General features: G+C 50.8%; 19 protein-coding genes and 1 pseudogene. 8 read left to right on the top strand and 12 right to left on the bottom strand.

Annotated features, from left to right (window positions below):
* Positions 1-99 precede the first annotated feature (99 nt).
* Complete coding sequence (locus FAZ30_RS02385) at positions 100-1749, top strand: histidine kinase N-terminal 7TM domain-containing diguanylate cyclase (RefSeq protein ID WP_124642305.1); 1650 nt, start codon at positions 100-102, stop codon at positions 1747-1749.
* A gap of 51 nt (positions 1750-1800) precedes the next feature.
* Here FAZ30_RS02385 and FAZ30_RS02390 read toward each other — a convergent pair whose 3' ends face one another.
* The 9 genes from FAZ30_RS02390 to FAZ30_RS02430 all read right to left on the bottom strand — a co-directional run bounded on the left by FAZ30_RS02390 (position 1801) and on the right by FAZ30_RS02430 (position 9857).
* Positions 1801-2238, bottom strand: coding sequence for a ClpXP protease specificity-enhancing factor (locus FAZ30_RS02390; RefSeq protein WP_124642303.1), 438 nt, complete (start codon positions 2236-2238; stop codon positions 1801-1803).
* 9 nt (positions 2239-2247) lie between these two features.
* A complete protein-coding gene (locus tag FAZ30_RS02395; RefSeq protein ID WP_082693274.1) occupies positions 2248-2850 on the bottom strand; it encodes a glutathione S-transferase N-terminal domain-containing protein in 603 nt (200 codons plus the stop codon).
* A 156-nt stretch (positions 2851-3006) separates the two neighbouring features.
* Entirely contained in the window at positions 3007-3768 is a 762-nt protein-coding gene (locus tag FAZ30_RS02400) for a cytochrome c1 (protein ID WP_137008584.1), read from the bottom strand.
* Positions 3769-3785: 17 nt separating this feature from the next.
* Positions 3786-5123: a cytochrome b gene (locus FAZ30_RS02405; protein ID WP_124642299.1), complete on the bottom strand. Its 1338-nt coding sequence runs from the start codon at positions 5121-5123 to the stop codon at positions 3786-3788.
* A gap of 14 nt (positions 5124-5137) precedes the next feature.
* Complete coding sequence (gene petA, locus FAZ30_RS02410; protein ID WP_124642297.1) at positions 5138-5722, bottom strand: ubiquinol-cytochrome c reductase iron-sulfur subunit; 585 nt, start codon at positions 5720-5722, stop codon at positions 5138-5140.
* Positions 5723-5842: 120 nt separating this feature from the next.
* Positions 5843-6592, bottom strand: coding sequence for a Nif3-like dinuclear metal center hexameric protein (locus FAZ30_RS02415; protein WP_205676638.1), 750 nt, complete (start codon positions 6590-6592; stop codon positions 5843-5845).
* Positions 6593-6717: 125 nt separating this feature from the next.
* Complete coding sequence (groL, locus tag FAZ30_RS02420) at positions 6718-8361, bottom strand: chaperonin GroEL (RefSeq protein ID WP_124642295.1); 1644 nt, start codon at positions 8359-8361, stop codon at positions 6718-6720.
* 52 nt (positions 8362-8413) lie between these two features.
* On the bottom strand, positions 8414-8701 hold the full coding sequence (groES, locus tag FAZ30_RS02425) for a co-chaperone GroES (protein ID WP_124642293.1): 288 nt from the start codon (positions 8699-8701) through the stop codon (positions 8414-8416).
* Between the two features lie 178 nt (positions 8702-8879).
* Positions 8880-9857, bottom strand: coding sequence for an MraY family glycosyltransferase (locus tag FAZ30_RS02430; protein WP_246043393.1), 978 nt, complete (start codon positions 9855-9857; stop codon positions 8880-8882).
* Positions 9858-10209: 352 nt separating this feature from the next.
* Between FAZ30_RS02430 and rfbB the strand changes: the two genes are divergently transcribed.
* The 6 genes from rfbB to FAZ30_RS02460 all read left to right on the top strand — a co-directional run bounded on the left by rfbB (position 10210) and on the right by FAZ30_RS02460 (position 16130).
* Entirely contained in the window at positions 10210-11274 is a 1065-nt protein-coding gene (gene rfbB, locus FAZ30_RS02435) for a dTDP-glucose 4,6-dehydratase (protein WP_137008588.1), read from the top strand.
* Positions 11271-12164, top strand: a complete 894-nt coding sequence (gene rfbD / locus FAZ30_RS02440; RefSeq protein ID WP_137008590.1) for a dTDP-4-dehydrorhamnose reductase — start codon at positions 11271-11273, stop codon at positions 12162-12164. Before rfbB ends, rfbD begins: the two co-directional genes overlap by 4 nt.
* Before the next feature lie 16 nt (positions 12165-12180).
* Positions 12181-13050 carry a glucose-1-phosphate thymidylyltransferase RfbA gene (rfbA, locus tag FAZ30_RS02445; RefSeq protein WP_205676639.1) on the top strand — a complete coding sequence of 290 codons (870 nt, stop codon included), beginning with the start codon at positions 12181-12183 and terminating at the stop codon, positions 13048-13050.
* A 16-nt stretch (positions 13051-13066) separates the two neighbouring features.
* A complete protein-coding gene (gene rfbC, locus FAZ30_RS02450; protein ID WP_137008594.1) occupies positions 13067-13627 on the top strand; it encodes a dTDP-4-dehydrorhamnose 3,5-epimerase in 561 nt (186 codons plus the stop codon).
* 70 nt (positions 13628-13697) lie between these two features.
* Positions 13698-15017, top strand: coding sequence for an MATE family efflux transporter (locus FAZ30_RS02455; protein ID WP_137008596.1), 1320 nt, complete (start codon positions 13698-13700; stop codon positions 15015-15017).
* Positions 15018-15020: 3 nt separating this feature from the next.
* Entirely contained in the window at positions 15021-16130 is a 1110-nt protein-coding gene (locus FAZ30_RS02460; protein WP_137008598.1) for a glycosyltransferase, read from the top strand.
* A 15-nt stretch (positions 16131-16145) separates the two neighbouring features.
* Here FAZ30_RS02460 and FAZ30_RS02465 read toward each other — a convergent pair.
* Positions 16146-16754: pseudogene (locus FAZ30_RS02465) on the bottom strand (IS3 family transposase); the annotation flags it as partial.
* Between the two features lie 70 nt (positions 16755-16824).
* Between FAZ30_RS02465 and FAZ30_RS02470 the strand changes: the two are divergent.
* A protein-coding gene (locus FAZ30_RS02470; protein ID WP_137008600.1) for an IS3 family transposase occupies positions 16825-17945 on the top strand; the annotation gives its coding sequence in 2 pieces (ribosomal slippage) (positions 16825-17083 and positions 17083-17945; 1122 coding nt in all).
* Positions 17946-18178: 233 nt separating this feature from the next.
* Here the strand turns inward: FAZ30_RS02470 and FAZ30_RS02475 are convergent.
* Both FAZ30_RS02475 and FAZ30_RS02480 read right to left on the bottom strand, forming a co-directional pair.
* The gene (locus FAZ30_RS02475; RefSeq protein ID WP_137008602.1) at positions 18179-19375 is read right to left on the bottom strand and encodes a glycosyltransferase family protein; all 1197 of its coding nucleotides are present in this window, start codon (positions 19373-19375) and stop codon (positions 18179-18181) included.
* Entirely contained in the window at positions 19372-20313 is a 942-nt protein-coding gene (locus FAZ30_RS02480) for an NAD-dependent epimerase/dehydratase family protein (protein WP_205676640.1), read from the bottom strand. Before FAZ30_RS02480 ends, FAZ30_RS02475 begins: the two co-directional genes overlap by 4 nt.
* Positions 20314-20315 lie beyond the last annotated feature (2 nt).

The raw sequence follows: 20315 nt of genomic DNA on the forward strand, positions 1-20315 counted from the left end.
TAATTATACCTAGAGACGTAAAAATGTGAATGAAACTTCTCTGACAAGGGTTACACTGGAATATTGCCGACGGCATAGTCACATTGCATAGAGAAGCACATGTCTTTTGTTTTCACTACCATTTCAGCGACTGCCGGCCTGGCTGCACTGAGTGCGGCCACCATCGGCATCCTGGCTTGGGAACGACGCCAGGTCACAGGGGCCAGCTGGCTGGCCTGGCTGATGCTGGCGGTGACGGTATGGGCTGGCGGTGCCATGCTGGAATTGTCATCATCCTTGCTGCGCGAGAAAATTTTCTGGTCCAAGGTGGAATACCTGGGCACGCTCACGGCGCCAGCGCTGTTTTTCCTGCTGGCGGCAGATTACAACCAGCTGGACAAGGCACTCCGCCTGCGCAGCATCGCCATGCTATTCGTCATCCCCTTGCTCAGTTTTGGCCTGGCAATCAGCAATGAGCAGCACGGCTTGATCTGGAGCAGTTTTCAGGTCTCACCATCGGGTCACAACCTGCTTATCTTCAATCATGGCCCGCTGTTCTGGCTGCTGGTTGCCGGCTTTTCCTACCTGATGATGCTACTGGGCTCCTTGCTATTACTGCGGACCCTGCACTTTTACCCACCCCACTACCGCGGCCAGTCGCTGATCCTGATGCTGGGGGCCATCATCCCCTGGGTCGGCAATCTGCTCTATCTGTCGGGCAACATCCCGCTACGTGGGCTGGACCCTACACCCTTGTGCTTTGCCATCACCGGTATGGTGTTTGCCTTTGACCTGCTCTATCTGCGCATGCTGTATGTCGTACCCATTGCTCGCGGCAATGCCTTCAACGCCATGGGTGACGGCATCCTGGTGATTGACCCCAACAAGACGATTCTCGACATCAACCCGGCGGCCGCCAATCTGTTTGGCAAGCCGGCGGCGGTGCTATGTGGTCAGCCGCTGCAGCTTGCCGCACTGGTCGCGGTCGCCGATCAGGATGGTGCCCATCAAGTGGAACTGAACGGCCCCGGTTCACGCTCCATTCTGGAAGTCCGGGCATTTCCCATCAGAGAGTCGGGTGTCACCCTCGGTGGCCGCCTGCTGGTACTGCGCGATATCTCACGCCAGCGTCTGGCCGAGGAGGCCTTGCATCAGGCCTATATGCAGCTGAAAACGCGTATCGACGAAATCGAGACCCTGCAAGACACCCTGCGCGAACAGGCCCTGCACGACCCGCTGACCGGCCTCTACAACAGACGCTATCTTGAGGAAACGCTAGGCCGGGAAATCAGCCGGGCCGAGCGGGAACAACAGCCACTGACTTTTGCCCTGATTGACCTGGACAATTTCAAAGGCGTCAACGACCGCTTCGGCCACATGGCCGGCGACCAGGTACTGTGCGCACTAGCCGACCTGCTGCGCCGCCATTGCCGTCAGGCTGATATCGTTTGCCGGCTGGGCGGCGAGGAATTTATCGTGGTATTGCCCGCGGCCGACCAGCGTAATGGCTGGATGCGCCTTGAACTGCTGCGCCGCCGTTTTTCCGATTTACGCTACAAGGTGGAAGGAGTGGAATTTTCTTCTACCTTCTCTTGTGGCATTGCCTGCTACCCCAGTGATGGCAATAGTTTTTCCAAGCTTTACCAGCTGGCCGACATGGCCTTGTACGATGCCAAGGCACAGGGCAAGAACCAAGTCAGGCTGCATGGCAATCCCCTGCAGGAAACCACGGGCATTCCGCTGCTACAGGCACAGATGGTGAGCAAGTAGCAATAAAAAAACCGGGAACGCGTCCCGGTTTTTCATGGTACATCTGCGGCCTTACTTGACGATACGCAAGCTGGGCCTGCCGCTGGGGCGGGGCACTGCCGGCTCATCCGTCTTGCCGTCTTCCGGCTCGGACTCACTGGCCACCACAGGAGCCAGCGCCGGCGCCTCGGGCGTACTACCCAACTCAACCTCGAAGCCCATGCCTTCGCCGGTTTCCCGGGCAAAAATCGACATCACATTGCCGACAGGCACCCAGATATCCCGTGATACTCCGGCAAAACGTGCGGAAAAAGACACCCATTCATTGTCGATGCGCAGATTCTGGGTGGCCCCAGCTGCAATATTCAACACGATTTCGTTGTTCTTCACGTACTCGCGCGGGACATCGGCGTGCTCGTCCACCCACACCACCAGAAACGGCGTATGGCCATTATCCGTACACCATTCATACAGGGCACGGATCATGTAAGGCTTGGTGCTGGCGCTCATGGTCATCCCTTACTTGCGCATGGCCTTTTCGGACGGGGTCAGCGAGTCAATGAAAGACTGGCGCTGGAAAATGCGTTCCGCGTACTTGAGGATGGGCGCAGCATGTTTGCCCAGGTCGATGTTGTAATGCTCCAGACGCCACATCAGCGGGGCAATGGCCACATCGATCATGGAGAAGTCATCACCCAGCATGAACTTTTGCTTGGCAAAAACCGGGGCGATGGTGGTCAGGCCGTCACGGATGGCTTCACGCGCCTTGGTCGCTTCCTTGCCGGTAGCGCCGGCTTCCAGCACTTTCACATTGCAGAACAGCTCGTTCTCGAAACGGTGCAGGAACAGACGGGCACGAGCGCGCATGACCGGATCAGCCGGCATCAGCTGCGGATGCGGGAAACGCTCGTCGATGTATTCGTTGATGATATTGGATTCGTGCAGGATCAGGTCGCGCTCTACCAGTACCGGCACTTCGTTGTAGGGATTCATCACAGCCAGGTCTTCCGGCTTGTTGTGAATGTCCACATCGATGATCTCGAAATCCATTCCCTTTTCATACAACACGATACGGCAACGTTGGCTGAAGGGGCAGGTAATTCCAGAATAAAGAGTCATCATGGCTAGCGGATATCCTTGACAGAGGCAATCATTTTCGATCGAAGCCGTGATTTTACCATTTTCAGGCAGGCAATTTCCACAACTACATCGCAAAGCCATGATTACAAAAGAAAAAAGGCGGAAAATTCCGCCTTTTTCATCATGCTACAGCAGTGCTTAATGCACGTCTTTCCAGTATTCCTTCTTCAGGAAGTAGGTCAGCGGCAATAGCAGCAGGCCGAGGAACATCAGCACGACATAACCAATCTGGTGACGCTTGACTTGTGTCGGCTCGCCGATGAAGACCAGGTAGTTGGTCAGGTCAGCCATACGCTTGTCAAACTCCACGGTATTGGCCTTGCCGTTTTCCAGCTTGGTCAGGCTACCTGCCTTGACCAGTTCGAGCTTGCGCTCTTCATGGCCAGCGGCGTTCTTCTCGGTCTTCAGCACCTGCTCGCCCTGCATTTCCCATAGCACGTGCGGCATGCCCACCTTGTCAAACATCAGGTTGTTCCAACCAGTAGGACGAGTCGGATCGCGATAGAAGCCGCGCAGATAGGCGTACAGGTAGTCGGCACCACGCGAACGCGCAATCAGCGACAGGTCCGGCGGAGCAGCACCCAGCCATACCTTGGCATCTTTCTTGTCCATGTTGACATTCATCTGGTCGCCGATCTTGGCACCATCCGGCAGCAAGTTGGCCTTGATCTGCTCTTCGGACAGGCCGATATCTTCCAGACGCTTGTAACGCATGGCACTGGCCGAGTGGCAGGACAGGCAGTAGTTGCTGAACAACTGTGCACCGCGCTGCAGACTTTCGGTGTCCTGAATGTCGATCGGGGCCTTTTCCAGCGTCGGGCCTTCATTGGCCAGAACGGTGCCGCTTACCGGCAACACCAGCGCCATGGCAGCGATCAGGTGGCGGATTTTGCTTTTCATATGTCCTTTCCCCTTGCTTACACGTTGGTGCCGAACAGATAGGCCGCGATGATCGTCACAGCCACCAGCACCAGGAACTGCAACTGGCGCTTGCCATTGGTCTCCGTCACGCGGGTCGGTACCGGTACCGAGCCGACATCGTTCTTGGTATAGAACGGCATACCCAGGAAGAAGGCAAAGTAGACGAAGGACAGAATTTGCGAAATCAGGGTACGACCAGCCGTCGGCGGCATGGCGCCCAGCATGCCCAGACCGATAAAGGCGATGATGAACAAGACCAGCATGAACTTGAACTTCGGACCGCGATAACGGATGGACTTGATCGGCGAACGATCCAGCCACGGCAGGAAGGCAATCACCACCACCGCAGCGCCCATGCCGATCACACCCCAAACCTGGGTACCCAGGAAGGACGGAATGGCACGCAGAATGGCGTAGAACGGGGTGAAGTACCATACCGGGGCGATATGCGGCGGGGTCTTCAGCGGGTCAGCCTGATCGAAGTTCGGATGCTCAAGGAAGTAGCCACCCATTTCCGGCAGGAAGAACACGATGGCGGAGAACACAATCAGGAACACAGCCACACCGAATACATCTTTCACGGTGTAGTAGGGATGGAAAGGAATGCCATCCAGCGGGATGCCCTTTTCGTCCTTCAGTTTCTTGATTTCAACGCCGTCAGGGTTGTTGGAACCCACTTCGTGCAGGGCAATCAGGTGAGCCACGACCAGTGCCAGCAGGACCAGCGGCACAGCGATCACGTGCAGGGCGAAGAAGCGGTTCAGCGTGGCATCAGATACCACGAAGTCACCACGAATCCACACCGACAGATCCGGGCCGATGACCGGAATGGAGCCGAACAGGTTCACAATCACCTGCGCACCCCAGAAGGACATCTGGCCCCAAGGCAGCAGATAACCCATGAAGGCCTCAGCCATCAGGCACAGGAAGATCAGGCAACCAAACACCCACACCAGTTCGCGCGGCTGCTTGTAGGAGCCGTAGATCAGGCCACGGAACATGTGCAGGTAAACCACCACGAAGAACATGGAGGCACCGGTGGAGTGCATGTAGCGGATGATCCAGCCACCTGCCACATCACGCATGATGTATTCCACCGAAGCGAACGCCACCGGAATGCCAGCACCGTTGAGGGTGCCATCCGGCTTGTAGTTCATGGTGAGGAAGATACCGGTCACGATCTGGATAACCAGCACCAGCATGGCCAGCGAGCCGAAGAAATACCAGAAATTGAAGTTCTTCGGTGCGTAGTACTCAGTAACGTGCTCTTTCAGCATCGACGACAGCGGGAAGCGGTCGTCAATCCAGTTCAGCAGCTTTTGTCCTTTGCTCATTTTTCCCCCTAAGCTTATTTGTCGTCGCCAATCAGCAGGCGGGTATCGGACAGATACTTATGCGGCGGGATTTCCAGGTTCTTTGGAGCCGGAACACCCTTGAATACGCGGGCAGCCAGGTCGAACTTGGAACCATGACACGGGCAGTAGAAGCCACCCAGCCATTCCGGGCCAAGATCGGCAGGTGCCAGATCAGGACGGAAGGTCGGCGAACAGCCCAGATGGGTACAGATACCCACGGCCACCAGCAGCTCAGGCTTGATGGAGCGGCCTTCGTTCTGGCAGTACTTGGGTTGTTGCTCTACTTCGGACTTGGGGTCCGCCAGCTTGGGGTCGTTCTTGGGCAGGTCAGCAATCTGCTGCTTGGTACGGGACAACAGCCATACCGGTTTGCCGCGCCACTCGACGTTGATCTTCTGGCCCGGCTCCAGCTTGCTGATATCCACCTCAACCGGTGCACCAGCCGCCTTTGCCCGTTCAGACGGGAAGAAACTCATCAGAAACGGCGTTGCCACCCCGGCAACGGCCACACCCCCAACAGCGCTGGTTGCTACCGTCAGAAACCGACGGCGCCCCGTATCGACTTGTTGTTCACTCATTACAGTCATCCTCAAACGTGGAAACCGAGCTCAAACTTCAAACCAGACGATTTTACCTGATTACCAGTAGGGACATGAAGCGCCTATGCAAATAAATTGAGCCCGGTTGGGTAGATTTGTCTAAACCGGATTGAAAAGATCGACAAATTCAACAGTTATGCCGGGTAAATGAGAAACCTTCTCGCCCAGTGCCTGTACGCCGTAGCGCTCTGTTACATGATGTCCGGCGGCGATGAAAGCCACGCCATACTCCTCGGCCAGATGGAAACATTGCTCCGAGACCTCGCCCGTGACAAAGGCATCAACCCCGAGCCGGATGGCCTCTTGAAAGAAGGACTGCGCCCCACCGGTACACCAGGCCAGCCGGCGTACTGGCCGCTCAGCCGGGCCCAGCAGCATCGCTTGCCGGCCCAGGCTAACGGAAATTTCCTCAGCCAGTTGCGCTGCAGTCGCGGCAGCCGGCCACCGGCCATGCCATAGCAAGCCCTGCTCACCGGCCTGGCCCTCGGCCTGCCAACCCAGCCGTCTGGCCAGGGTGGCGTTATTGCCCAACTCCAGATGCCCGTCCAGCGGTAAGTGATAAGCAATCAGGCTGATGTCATGCTGCAACAGTTTGGCCACTCGCGCACGCTTCATGCCAATCAGCCGGGCGTCTTCGCCCTTCCAGAAATAACCATGATGCACCAGAATGGCATCCGCCCGGCGGGCAATCGCCACATCAATCAGTGCTTGTGAGGCGGTCACACCCGTGATGATGTGCCGCACCTCTGCCCTGCCCTCGATTTGTAAACCATTGGGCGCGTAGTCCTGGTAGCGCCATGGCTCCAGCCATTCATCCATGCTGGCAAGCAGCTGCTGTAATTGCATCATGCATCCTTGCGAAATAGGCTGCTGCCTATTGTGCCAGAGAAGTCGGTCGCTCCCACCCTCGCACAGAAAAACAAAAAACCCCGCACAAGTGCGGGGTTTTTAGATTCAGCGAGGGCTGAAGCAGCTTACATCATGCCACCCATGCCACCCATGCCACCCATATCCGGCATGCCGCCAGCAGCCGGCTTGTCTTCCGGCAGTTCTGCGATCATGCAATCGGTAGTCAGCATCAGGCCAGCAACGGAAGCAGCGTGTTGCAGAGCAGAGCGGGTTACCTTGGCCGGATCCAGCACGCCCATTTCCAGCATGTCGCCGTATTCGCCGGTAGCTGCGTTGTAACCGAAGTTACCCTTGCCTTCCAGCACCTTGTTCACCACAACAGACGGCTCGTCGCCAGCGTTCTTGACGATCTGACGCAGCGGGGCTTCGATGGCCTTCAGTACGATCTTCACACCAGCGTCCTGATCGACGTTGTCGGTCTTCAGGCTGTCCAGAGTGGAGCGGGCACGCAGCAGAGCTACGCCACCACCAGCCACAACGCCTTCTTCTACAGCGGCGCGGGTAGCGTGCAGCGCGTCTTCAACGCGGGCCTTCTTCTCTTTCATTTCCACTTCAGTAGCGGCACCAACCTTGATCACGGCAACACCGCCGGCCAGTTTGGCCACGCGCTCTTGCAGTTTTTCGCGGTCGTAATCAGAAGAAGCTTCTTCGATCTGGCGACGGATCTCACCAACGCGAGCCTGGATGGCCTCAGCCTGACCAGCGCCGTCGATGATGATGGTGTTTTCCTTGCCCACTTCGATACGCTTGGCTTGGCCCAGCATGTCCAGAGTAGCCTTTTCCAGGGTCAGACCCAGCTCTTCGGCAATCACGGTACCGCCGGTCAGGATGGCGATATCCTGCAGCATGGCCTTGCGACGGTCGCCAAAGCCCGGAGCCTTGACTGCAACCACCTTCAGGATGCCACGAATGGTGTTGACCACCAGGGTAGCCAGCGCTTCGCCTTCAACATCTTCAGCGATGATCAGCAGCGGACGGCCGGACTTGGCTACTTGCTCCAGTACCGGCAGCAGGTCGCGTATATTGGAAACCTTCTTGTCGAACAGCAGAACAAACGGATTGTCCAGAGCGGCAATCTGCTTTTCCTGGTTGTTGATGAAGTACGGGGACAGGTAGCCGCGGTCAAACTGCATGCCTTCCACCACGTCCAGCTCGTTGTTCAGGCTCTTGCCGTCTTCAACGGTGATCACGCCTTCCTTGCCCACTTTTTCCATGGCGGTAGCGATGATTTCACCGATATCGGAATCGGAGTTGGCGGAGATGGAGCCAACCTGAGCGATTTCCTTGGTGGTGGCACACGGCTTGGCGATCTTGGCGATTTCACCAACCAGGGAGATCACAGCCTTGTCGATACCACGCTTCAGATCCATCGGGTTCATGCCGGCAGCAACGTACTTCATGCCTTCCTGCACGATAGCCTGAGCCAGTACGGTCGCAGTGGTGGTACCGTCGCCGGCCACGTCGGAAGTCTTGGAAGCCACTTCCTTCACCATCTGTGCGCCCATGTTTTCGAACTTGTCTTTCAGTTCGATTTCCTTGGCAACGGAAACGCCGTCCTTGGTGATGGTCGGCGCGCCAAAGGAGCGGTCCAGCACCACGTTGCGGCCTTTCGGGCCCAGAGTCACCTTGACAGCGTCAGCCAGAATATTGACGCCAATTACCATCTTGGCACGAGCGGAATCACCAAACTTTACGTCTTTTGCAGCCATTCTCAAATCTCCAGAATTCTATAGGGTCGTTTGAAGTCGGTATGGGTCGGAATTACTCGACGATGCCCATTACATCTTCCTCGCGCATCACGAGGACTTCATCACCGTCAACCTTGACGGACTGACCGGAGTACTTGCCGAAAATCACTTTATCGCCAACTTTCAGCTCCAGCGGACGGCGCTCGCCATTGTCCAGAACCTTGCCGTTACCGACAGCCAGCACCTCACCCATGTCGGGCTTTTCAGCGGCGGCCCCCGGCAGAACGATGCCGGAAGCAGTCTTTTCTTCAGCCTCAAGGCGCTTGATAACAACACGATCGTGCAGCGGACGAATTGCCATTGATCTCTCCTAAATACAAAGTGGCTGTTGAATGCAATGTGTACTGCCAGGATGGCAGCGCGGGGCAGGCTTTAGCACTCACCCCTGACGAGTGCTAATAATAGGGACGGGGTCGGGATGTTTCAAGAGGGGGACCGGCAAAAACTTGCCAGCCCCCCTGCTAACATCAGCTGAAAGTTCAGCGAGAGGAGTCGTCGCGCCGCAACACCATCCAGCGCGGAGTCTGGAAGCGGACGATCATGCGGTACAGACGAAGATAGGCCAGCACAAACAGCAAGGTCAGCAGCATCAGTAACCAGGTGCGATTCCAGAACAGCATGGCCGGCACCACCGAAAAAGAAGCGAGCACCCACAGATACGGTGAAGTCATGCTGTTGCGCTGGGTCAGATGACGGGCCTCTTTCGAGCCTACCATCCACAGCACCATGCGCTTATATATCATTTGATGCAGGTGCAAGGCATCTGGATAGCCCACCGCCCGGCCCTGCAAAAACTTGCGTCGATAAATAGAGAAAACCGTCTCGAATACCGGGTAAATCACACACAACAAGGGAAACCACGGCGACACGGCTGGATTACGCGCCACCAGCAGTACAGAAAGTTCAGCGATCATGAAGCCAATCAGATAAGCACCACCATCCCCGGCAAAAATCAACCCACGTGGAAAATTCCAGAATAAAAAGCCCAGAATGGCTCCCACCATGGCAAAACACACGCTCATCAACACAATGTCTTGCACCTTGAAGCAGACATAGGCGATGGCAAGAAAAATGAACACTGCCACCATACCCGATAGCCCGTTATAGCCGTCGATGATGTTAACGGCATGAGCCACTCCGCCCACGGCCACCATGGTCAATAGCAAGGATAGCCACCAGTAAGAAGCCAACAAATGATCCACACCCGGAATGGATAAGCGGGCCAGCCCGGCACCCAGCAGAAAATAGCCCAGCGCGGCCGCGACAAAAGTCGCCAGCAGACGTGGCAAGGGGCCGATTTTCTTGGTGAGGTCCTCAATGAAACCGGCCGCAAATGCCGGGAAAGCCGACAGCAACAACAGCAATACCCATACCGATGTATTCAGATAGCCTGACAGTGCGCAGCCAGCAATCAGGCCCAGCATGATGGGCAGGCCACCAATGCGCGGCACCGGCATGGCATGAAATTTCTGTACACCAGTGATATCTCCATCAGTGGAAAATCGAGCGTGCAGGTGAGCATAGCGGATCAACAGCAACGCCGAAAAAAATGAGACGAGCAACGCAAGCAAGAAAATCTGCAACATGGGGCATCAAGGCCTGAATGGAGATAAAAGCGGAATATACGGCTCAATGCAGTAAAGTCTCAAGGCTACGCGACGAGCAGATAACGATTCTGTCATATACTGTGGGCCTTGCCAGTGCAAAGTTGGCATGTACCAATTGTAAGCGACTTTACCATGGCCCTGTGCCAAGCAATAAACACTTAACTTTACTTGGAATTATCTTAACCTTACTTGGAATTATTACATGATATTGGTTACTGGCGGTGCCGGCTTCATCGGAGCCAACTTTGTTCTCGACTGGCTCAGCCAGCAAGACGAACCAGTCATCAACATTGACAAGCTGACTTACGCTGGCAATCTGCAAACCCTGTCCAGCCTGGAAAACGACCCGCGCCACCTGTTTGTACAGGGCGATATTGGCGACCGAGAGCTGGTCTGCCGACTGCTACAGCAGCACCAAGTTCGTGCAGTGATCAATTTCGCAGCGGAAAGCCATGTCGACCGTTCCATCCACGGCCCAGGTGACTTCATCCAGACCAATGTAGTGGGTACCTTCAACCTACTGGAGGCAGTGCGAGCTTACTGGAACACACTGGAAGGCGAAGCCAAGGCGACTTTCCGCTTCCTGCACGTATCCACTGACGAGGTGTACGGTACGCTGTCAGATAGCGATGCCCCCTTCAGCGAAACCAACCGCTACGAACCCAACAGCCCCTACTCGGCCAGCAAGGCTGCATCGGACCACCTGGTACGCGCCTGGCACCACACTTACGGCCTGCCAGTACTCACCACCAACTGCAGCAACAACTACGGCCCTTATCACTTCCCGGAAAAACTGATTCCGCTGGTCATCCTGAATGCGCTGGCCGGTAAGCCCTTGCCCATTTACGGTGATGGCCAGCAAATCCGCGACTGGCTGTATGTGAAAGACCATTGCAGCGCCATCCGCACCGTGCTGGCGCAAGGTCGCCTGGGTGAAACCTATAATGTTGGCGGCTGGAATGAAAAAGCCAATCTGGATGTAGTCAACAGCATCTGCAGCATTCTGGATGAACTGCGGCCCAAAACAGATGGCCGTGGCTACGCCGCGCAAATCACCTACGTCCAGGATCGTCCCGGCCATGATCGTCGCTACGCTATCGACGCGCGTAAGCTGCAACAGGAACTGGGCTGGAAACCGGCGGAAACGTTTGAAAGCGGCATCCGCAAAACCGTGCAGTGGTATCTGGACAATCAGGACTGGGTCGGCAATGTCACCAGCGGCAATTATCGCCAATGGCTGGAACAACATTACGGGAACAAGGCATGAGCCGCATCCTGATTACCGGCAGCAACGGCCAAGTCGGCTTCGAGCTACAACGCTCTCTGGCCATGCTGGGCGAGTGCATCTGCCTGAACCGCCAGCAGCTGGATCTGGCTAATACTGCACAGATTGCCAGCGTGCTGGATCACTACCAACCAGACATCATCGTCAATCCTGCCGCCTATACCGCGGTGGACAAGGCCGAAAGTGAAGCAGAACTGGCGCACCGCATCAATACCGCAGCGCCAGCAGCCATGGCAGAGTGGGCTGCTCGACACCATGTCCTGCTGCTGCACTATTCCACCGACTATGTATTTGATGGCAACAAGGTCGATAGCTATAAGGAAGACGATGCGACCAACCCACAGTCAGTCTATGGTTTGAGCAAATGGCAGGGCGAACAGGCCATCCGTGCCTGTGGTGCAAACCACATCATCCTGCGCACCAGTTGGGTGGTCGGTGCACATGGCAACAATTTCCTCAAAACCATCATGCGCCTGGCGCGCGAACGCGACAGCCTGAATGTGGTGGCCGACCAGATTGGCGCGCCCACACCCGCTGCGTTGATTGCCGACGTCAGCGCGCATATCATCAAACAGTGGCAAGCCAGCCAGGACAAGAAGCTGCTCGGCACCTATCACCTGGCCAGCAGCGGCAATACCAGCTGGCATGGTTATTCCGAACTCCTGCTTGCACTGGCGGAACGTTACGGTGTCGCACTGCAACTGAAGCCGGAAAACCTGCATGACATTCCGTCTTCAGCCTACCCCACGCCCGCAAAGCGCCCCAGCAACTCCAGACTGAATTGCAGTAAAATCGAACAAAATTTTGGCTTAACAATGCCAACATGGCAGTCCGGTGTGGAACAGGTGTTCCAGCAAATCTTCAATTCCTGATGCAGGACACATGCAGATGAAACGTAAAGGCATCATCCTGGCGGGGGGGAGTGGCACCCGCCTGTACCCCGCCACGCTGGCAGTTAGCAAACAACTGCTCCCCATCTACGACAAGCCGATGATCTACTACCCGCTCAGCACACTGATGCTGGCCGGGATTCGCGACATCCTGATCATCTCCACCCCGCAGGACACCCCGCGCTTTGAGCAGTTGCTGGGTGATGGTAGCCAGTGGGGCATCAGCCTGCAGTACGCGGTACAACCCAGTCCGGATGGCCTCGCACAGGCCTTCATCATTGGCGAAGACTTCCTGGCAGGCGCACCTTCGGCACTGGTACTGGGTGACAATATCTTCCACGGCCATGACTTCCGCAAACTGCTGAAAGCAGCCAACGCCAAAGAGCAAGGTGCCAGCGTGTTTGCCTACCATGTGCAAGACCCGGAACGCTACGGCGTGGTGGAATTCGACACCGAAGGCAAAGCCCTCTCCATCGAGGAAAAGCCGGCACAGCCCAAATCCAACTACGCCGTTACCGGCCTGTACTTCTACGACAATCAGGTCATCAACATTGCCAAATCCATTCGCCCCTCACCGCGCGGCGAGCTAGAGATCACCGATGTCAACAACCACTACCTGCAACAAGGGCAACTGGACGTGCAAACAATGGGGCGCGGCTACGCTTGGCTGGACACCGGCACCCACGAATCCATGCTGGAAGCCAGCCAGTTCATTGCCACAGTGGAAAACCGTCAGGGCCTGAAAGTGGCCTGCCTGGAGGAAATTGCCTACGTGCAGCACTGGATTGATGCAACTCAGCTGGAAATGCTAGCACAGCCGCTGAAAAAGAATGCCTACGGACAATATTTGCTGCAGCTGCTGAAGTAAGAAAGCTACCTATTTCATGAACATCATTGATACCGCTATCCCGGACGTCAAAATCATTGAGCCTGCCGTATTTGGTGACGACCGTGGATTTTTCTTCGAAAGTTTCAACCAGAAGCGCTTTGAAGAAGCCATTGGCCACAAAGTTGAATTTGTCCAGGACAACCACAGCCGCTCCAGCAAGGGCGTGCTGCGCGGATTGCACTACCAGATGCCACCGTTTGCACAAGGCAAGCTGGTGCGCTGCACGCTGGGCGAGGTTTACGATGTTGCAGTGGATATCCGCCGCAGCTCGCCCACCTTTGGCCAATGGGTAGGCGTAGTGCTGTCGGCAGATAACAAGCGCCAGCTGTGGATTCCCGAAGGCTTTGCCCATGGATTTTTAACACTATCTGAACATTCCGAATTTCAATATAAAACAACAAATTATTATTCGCCAAATCATGAAAAATCAATTACCTGGAATGACAATATTTTAAATATAATCTGGCCCACTTTTAAAGTAAAAAGACTATTCCTATCAGAGAAAGATCAGAACGCTTACCCATTTTCAACCTTATTAAACCAAGCCAATCTATAAATACAAAAAACAATGGCATTAATTACAGACAACACAGAATCAATAACAAACGCCAAGGCAATAAAGATATATGAAAAAAAAAATTCCAAGTCATATCTACTATGCAATAAGTGCCTGGGCATCAAAAATCATTACCGCATCAACACAGCTACTTTGTATCCGGCACATTACCAGCACCCTAGGATTTGAACAATACTCAACCTTTGCATTACTATCTGCCCTATTACCCTGGGCATTATTATCTGACTTTGGAACATCCAGCAGTTTACAAAACACCATTTCCGAACGAAAAGCCAAAAACAAAAAGAACAATAAATTGATTTTTTTCTCACTCGCATCAACACCACTACTTAGTATCATTACTATTGTTATTGCATTTACAATAAGCAGAGAGATAGGATCAATTTATTTAAGATCTGTAACAACAATTAATTTAACCGAAAAAAATACTTTATTCTTTACTACATGTCTGATTTATATCCTATCTAATCTTAGCACTATTTCATACCGAGTATGGCTAGCAAATGATAGAGGTTGGATTTCCAATATTATCCCAGCCATATCCTCGGCGCTTGGGCTCATGCTTCTAATGAGCATCGACATCGGAAAACGGGAAAATCCAATTCTAATTGTAACATTACTATTAAATGGACCAAGCACCTTCTTAACACTATGCTTTTTTGCATATACCGCAAAAATAAATAAAATAAACAAATTTAAAATACTTGACTTTCGAAATTTAATTTACATTAAATTTTTACTGAAGCATGGATGGAGTTTTTGGATATTCTCTATCATAGCTACGCTAACAGCTCAATCTGACTACCTAGTCATTTCACAAAAATTATCACAAGAGAGTATCTCTACATATTCCATATTTCAAAAATTGTTCACCTTTATTTTTTTTATATATGCAGCAGTTATGCAAGGACTATGGCCAACATGTACAGAGCTTTACACCCAAAAAAAATATCTACAAATGCATACCATTGCAAGAAGGTACATAAAAATTGGAGTTACTCTCCTAACAGCATACACATTAATACTGATCATACTTGAAAAAGAAATAACAGCTATTTTCTCTATAAAAAATTCGCCCCAAACAATAACAATAATTCTATTTGGAATGTGCTTTTTAATTAAAATCTGTTCAGATACTTATGCAATGCTACTCCAAAGCATGAATAATGCAAAACTACTGTGGTACACCCTATCTTCTCAAGCAATAATAAGCATTATTTTGCAATGGACTCTTTCCCAGCACTATCAAATAAATGGAGTATTAGTTGCAATCATTATATCCAGCATGCTAACAACTTTTCTCGGAAATAAATTAATGTTCGACTCCGCCTTAAAAATCACTCACAGAAATAATGAAAAAAGGAATTGAAAAATGAAAGTTCTTCACTTCTACAAAACGTATTACCCTGATACATTTGGCGGTGTTGAGCAATTTATATACCAACTCGCTGAAGGAATGAAATCACTCGGAGTCGAATCAGAAGTATTAGCGCTTAGTCCAAAAGGGGGATCAAGAGGTAATAAATACGCCAATCATGTTTACCACAATTCAAAGCAAGATTTATTTATAGCATCAACTGGTTTTTCACTATCAGCCTTTTCTGACTTCAAAGAATTGGCCGCGAAAGCTGACATAATTAACTATCACTTCCCTTGGCCATTTATGGATATAGTTCACTTCGCAAGCCAAACAAAAAAACCAACCGTCCTTACTTATCACTCTGACATTGTAAAGCAAAAATTTCTTTATCCAATCTATAAACCACTAATGTATAAATTCTTATCCAACATAGACCGCATTGTTGCCTCATCGCAAAACTACCTTAATAGCAGTCAAGTTTTAAATGAATTTAATAATAAGACAACCATCATTCCAATTGGAATAAATAAGGAAAACTACTTAAAGGCAAGTGACATCAAAAGAAAATATTGGAAAGATAAAGTTGGTGAAAATTTTTTCTTATTCACAGGAGCACTCCGCTATTACAAAGGATTACACACTCTACTAGAGGCACTAAAGGATCTTGACTTTCCGCTTGTTATAGTTGGTTCAGGACCATTAGAAAAAGAACTAAAATACATTGCCTCCATGAACAATTTAAAAAACACCTACTTCGCAGGTGCAGTGGCTGATGAAGACAAAATAGCACTATTAGAATTATCAGGCTATTTTGTTTTTCCATCTCATTTACGCTCAGAGGCATTTGGCATATCTCTACTTGAAGCAGCAATGTACGGGAAACCACTAATTTCTTGTGAGATACAAACTGGAACTACATTTATCAATATTGATAAAGAAACAGGCATTACCATCCCACCTGACTCGCCACAAGCGCTTCGAAATGCAATGATCACACTAAAGGAAGACAAGAAGCTCGCTATGTGCTATGGGAATGCAGCTAAAAAAAGATACAATTCACTTTTTACATCCCAAAAAATGGCCGCTTCATATTTTGATTTATATAATCAATTATTGGTGTGAATCGCCCCGGCTTCTCTAGATACTCTTGAGCCGTTGGAAATATTGCTTCTCAAACTCTACCGGCGATAGCCCGTTTGCGGAACCATGCCAGCGTTTCGGGTTGTAGAACATCTCGATGTAATCGAAGATGTCCCGCCGGGCTTCCTCCCTGTCGTGATAGGTTTTTCGCTTGATACGCTCACGCTTCAACAGCTGGAAGAAGCTCTCCGCCACAGCATTGTCGTGGCAGTTCCCGCGCCGACTCATGCTGGGTACCAAGCGATGGGCCTTCAAAAAATCCTGCCAGTCGTAACTACTGAACTGGCTCCCCTGGTCGGAATGCACCAGCACTTCCTGCTTGGGCTGACGTCGCCATACCGCCATCAACAGGGCATTCAGCACCAGCTCTCTATCGATACGTGACTGCATCGACCAGCCAATCACCTGCCGTGAGAACAGGTCCAGCACCACCGCTAGGTACAACCACCCCTCATGCGTGCGGATATAAGTGATGTCGGTCACCCAAGCTTTATTCGGTTCATTCACGGTGAACTGGCGTTGCAGGTGGTTAGGTGCCACCACTGCCGGGCGGCCACTGTAATGCCCAGGACGTCGATGGTAGCCAGTCTGCGAACGTAAGCCCTCCTGCGACGTTCCCCCAGTATTGAGTAGCACGTGACTTTAGAGTCCAATCAACCCCACATGGAGATTGGACATGAAGAAACGATTCACCGAAGAACAGATCATCGGCTTCCTGCGCGAAGCGGAAGCCGGCATGCCCGTTGCACAGTTGTGTCGCAAATACGCTTTCTCGGAAGCCAGCTATTACCTCTGGCGCAACAAATTCGGCGGAATGAATGTCTCCGAGGCCAAGCGCCTCAAGGAGCTGGAAACCGAGAATGCGCGCCTGAAGAAACTCCTGGCCGAGACCATGCTCGAGAGCGAGATTGCCAAAGAGGCCCTGCGAAAAAAGTGGTAAGCGCACCGTCACGGCGGGAGCTGGTGCGCCATCTGGTGGGCAAAGGACTCAGCGAGCGCAAATCGCTGCGCCTGGCCGGCATGAGCCCCAGTTCATTCCGCTACCAGCCCGCCACCGACCGTAATGTCGCCTTGAAAGCGCAGATCATCGCGCTCGCGCAACGGCACCGTCGCTACGGTGCTGGCATGATCTATTTGAAGCTGCGGCAAAGCGGCATGGTGGTCAATCACAAGCGGGTAGACCAGCTTTATGCTGAGGCAGGTCTGCAAATTCGCCGGCGTAAGCGCAAGAAAATTCCCGTGGCCGACCGTCACCCACTGGCTCGCCCTTTGGCGGCCAATCAGGTTTGGTCGATGGACTTTGTGTTCGACCGGACGGCGGAGGGGCGTGTCATCAAGAATCTGACGGTGGTCGATGATGCCACGCATGAGGCAGTCGCCATTGTTCCGGAACGGGCGATGGGAGGTCTGCATCTGACGCGCGTCCTCGACCAACTAGCGAAGACACGTGGCTTGCCCAAAGCCATCCGGACCGATAACGGCAAGGAATTCTGCAGCCGAGCAATGTTGACCTGGGCACACACCCGTGGGGTTCAGCTCTTTCTCATCGAGCCGGGCAAGCCCAATCAGAACGCTTACATCGAGTCCTTTAACGGGCGTTTCCGGGATGAGTGCCTGAACGAATACTGGTTCACCAGCCTGCGCCATGCTCAGGTCGTCATCGAAGCCTGGCGTAGGGAATACAACAACGAAAGGCCCAAGAAAGCGCTTGGCGGTTTGACGCCGGCTGCCTATGCCGAATCACTTGCAGAGAAATCAGGTAAATTAAGCCCGGACTCTAAAGCCCTCTGCTACTGAAAGTGGGGGGACGTCGGCCACTTGCTAGATAGAGTCAGGAAATGTACATATCGTCTTATTCGTAAATACCGTATCTAAGTAGTGATTAACCATCATAAATTAGTATCTACGGAATACAGAAAAGACAATACCAATCCAAGGAAGCTTGAATCCCTTCATCATATTCTTCACCATGGCCATGCAGGTGACCTGATGAAGGGAACAATACTCATATAGACAATTACAAATTCCGATTAGATAGAATCATGACATCTCACATACAACTTAGCTTGAGATTCACAAGTATATTTCCTTGAATGCGCTGCAAAGCGGTCAACACTATTCAAAGCCATTTTTGTCTTTGTCGCCAATTCGAGAACATTACCGATATCAAATCTCAACACATTGTTGTATTTCTCCAATTTGAAAAGTTCGTCAAATGCGAAAGAAGAAGAACAAAGCACTCGTGGAGAAACGTCCAAACAAATAGAGGCTATACCTGAGCCATCTTGCCCATTCTCTACATAAGGAAGCCAGACAGCATCCACACTAGCAGCTAAATTAATAAAATCTTCTGTCGAATACTCGCCCATAAAATAAACACGATTCTGCAATTTTTTTTCGACAATTAATTCCTGCAAATCATTTAAATATCCATCCACTGGGCAGTTATGCATAATAGTCTGAGGATGTTGACGCCCAAATATTAATAACTTAAAATTATCCGGCAAATGTATTAATGTATTTATTGCCATCGTATGGCCTTTATATTCATTAATAAAACCAAACATACCAATAACAACATCAGCCTTATCTAGTTCAAGATTTTTTTTAATTAATCTCAAACAATTTTCATCTTGAACAAAATTATCAGAAATAATTTTCAATGGATGTACATCTACATTTGAATAACCAAATATACTTGAAATTTGCTCTTTAGCTCGCATTGTATGTACAATTAACTTGACCCCTCTCTTTATAGCAAGCTTAATTAAATCATTATTCATTTGTATATGTAAATTCGACGCTTTATACGTTAAATATTTTTTTAGCGCCACTTTAAAATTGAGGCGAGTCAATGCTTTAATAGCTTGCCGCTGCTGAGTGACGTCAGCAATAAGCCTAGGGCTATGCAATGTAACACTAACAGAACTATTCGCAGAGATTAATCGACTAAATCTAGAGCGTATATCCATTGGTGTACTACCATACAATCCAGGCTCCAATTGGATGTTAACTCCATCCAACTCCTTAATTCTACTGCACAACTTATCAATGCACTCATTTGCAATCTTTCTTACACTTGGCGTTACTGATTGTAGTAACTTTAAATCCAACTCTAATGGCACCACTTCATACCCGAGATTAGAAATTGAATCAACAAGAATTTTTGAAAAATATGCGTTTCCACAGCTATCAGAAAAACTAGACACAATTCCTATTTTTTTCATGACCTTGCACTTTCATAGTTTTCCATAAACCAATTAACTGTACTAGAAATCCCGTCCGTTAGATTTTTTGAAGATTGAAAGCCTAAAGATGAGAGCAAATTGACATCGACAGTACGGCATTTTATTCCTACAGGAGCACTTGAATTCCAATTAATCCTTAGGCCGCAACCATAAGCATCAACAATAGCATCAGCAACATCACCCATGTTCGAAGCAACGCCAGAAGCAATATTAATATGTCCTGAATAACTTTTCATACAATGAACAGCTGCAGTTGCCGCATCTTCACTGTACAAATAATCTCGAACCGTAGAAGGACTTCCCCAAACATCAAGTACTTTAGTTCCATCCTTTATTGCTGAAAATCCTTTCATAATAAGTGATGGAATGACGTGGCCATTTTGTATGTCAAATTTATCATTCTCACCATATAAGTTGGTGAATATTCCATAACAATAATCAATCCCATAGCTCTCTTTCAAGAACTGTAGGTACACTAATGCGTGCCGTTTAGCAAACGCATAGCCATACTCTCCTGGGTGTGGTTCCCCCCTCATAAATACATCCTCCTTAAGAGGTAGTTCTGCAAAAGGATAGGGATATGCGGCCACTGTTCCTGCATAAAATATTTTCTTGATCAAATATTTTTGACAGGAAGAAAATACATTCATTGCAATTAATGTATTGTTATGCAACGACATTAGCTGATTATTTAAATTTCCTTGCAATCCAAAAACCAAAGATGCAAGATGAAATACATAATCTGGCTTGTTAACTTTAAACCATGCATCAACAGATGCACAATTCAAACAATCCATTTCAAATCTGCTTGGAGTGAATATATTACAATATCCATTCCTTTCTAAAACTTTTTTCAGAGCAGTGCCAAGTACACCACCAGCGCCAATCACTACAATTCTATCATTTAAGTTCATCATTT

The organism is Aquitalea aquatilis, from assembly GCF_005155025.1.
GTDB classification, from domain to species: domain Bacteria; phylum Pseudomonadota; class Gammaproteobacteria; order Burkholderiales; family Chromobacteriaceae; genus Aquitalea; species Aquitalea aquatilis.

What these genes read in the sequence shown, in the direction of transcription:
- FAZ30_RS02385 (WP_124642305.1), top strand. Translation starts at nt 100, where the DNA reads ATGTCTTTTGTTTTCACTACCATTTCAGCGACTGCCGGCCTGGCTGCA.
- FAZ30_RS02390 (WP_124642303.1), bottom strand. Translation starts at nt 2,238, where the DNA reads ATGAGCGCCAGCACCAAGCCTTACATGATCCGTGCCCTGTATGAATGG.
- FAZ30_RS02395 (WP_082693274.1), bottom strand. Translation starts at nt 2,850, where the DNA reads ATGATGACTCTTTATTCTGGAATTACCTGCCCCTTCAGCCAACGTTGC.
- FAZ30_RS02400 (WP_137008584.1), bottom strand. Translation starts at nt 3,768, where the DNA reads ATGAAAAGCAAAATCCGCCACCTGATCGCTGCCATGGCGCTGGTGTTG.
- FAZ30_RS02405 (WP_124642299.1), bottom strand. Translation starts at nt 5,123, where the DNA reads ATGAGCAAAGGACAAAAGCTGCTGAACTGGATTGACGACCGCTTCCCG.
- petA (WP_124642297.1), bottom strand. Translation starts at nt 5,722, where the DNA reads ATGAGTGAACAACAAGTCGATACGGGGCGCCGTCGGTTTCTGACGGTA.
- FAZ30_RS02415 (WP_205676638.1), bottom strand. Translation starts at nt 6,592, where the DNA reads ATGATGCAATTACAGCAGCTGCTTGCCAGCATGGATGAATGGCTGGAG.
- groL (WP_124642295.1), bottom strand. Translation starts at nt 8,361, where the DNA reads ATGGCTGCAAAAGACGTAAAGTTTGGTGATTCCGCTCGTGCCAAGATG.
- groES (WP_124642293.1), bottom strand. Translation starts at nt 8,701, where the DNA reads ATGGCAATTCGTCCGCTGCACGATCGTGTTGTTATCAAGCGCCTTGAG.
- FAZ30_RS02430 (WP_246043393.1), bottom strand. Translation starts at nt 9,857, where the DNA reads ATGCCGGTGCCGCGCATTGGTGGCCTGCCCATCATGCTGGGCCTGATT.
- rfbB (WP_137008588.1), top strand. Translation starts at nt 10,210, where the DNA reads ATGATATTGGTTACTGGCGGTGCCGGCTTCATCGGAGCCAACTTTGTT.
- rfbD (WP_137008590.1), top strand. Translation starts at nt 11,271, where the DNA reads ATGAGCCGCATCCTGATTACCGGCAGCAACGGCCAAGTCGGCTTCGAG.
- rfbA (WP_205676639.1), top strand. Translation starts at nt 12,181, where the DNA reads ATGAAACGTAAAGGCATCATCCTGGCGGGGGGGAGTGGCACCCGCCTG.
- rfbC (WP_137008594.1), top strand. Translation starts at nt 13,067, where the DNA reads ATGAACATCATTGATACCGCTATCCCGGACGTCAAAATCATTGAGCCT.
- FAZ30_RS02455 (WP_137008596.1), top strand. Translation starts at nt 13,698, where the DNA reads ATGAAAAAAAAAATTCCAAGTCATATCTACTATGCAATAAGTGCCTGG.
- FAZ30_RS02460 (WP_137008598.1), top strand. Translation starts at nt 15,021, where the DNA reads ATGAAAGTTCTTCACTTCTACAAAACGTATTACCCTGATACATTTGGC.
- FAZ30_RS02475 (WP_137008602.1), bottom strand. Translation starts at nt 19,375, where the DNA reads ATGAAAAAAATAGGAATTGTGTCTAGTTTTTCTGATAGCTGTGGAAAC.
- FAZ30_RS02480 (WP_205676640.1), bottom strand. Translation starts at nt 20,313, where the DNA reads ATGATGAACTTAAATGATAGAATTGTAGTGATTGGCGCTGGTGGTGTA.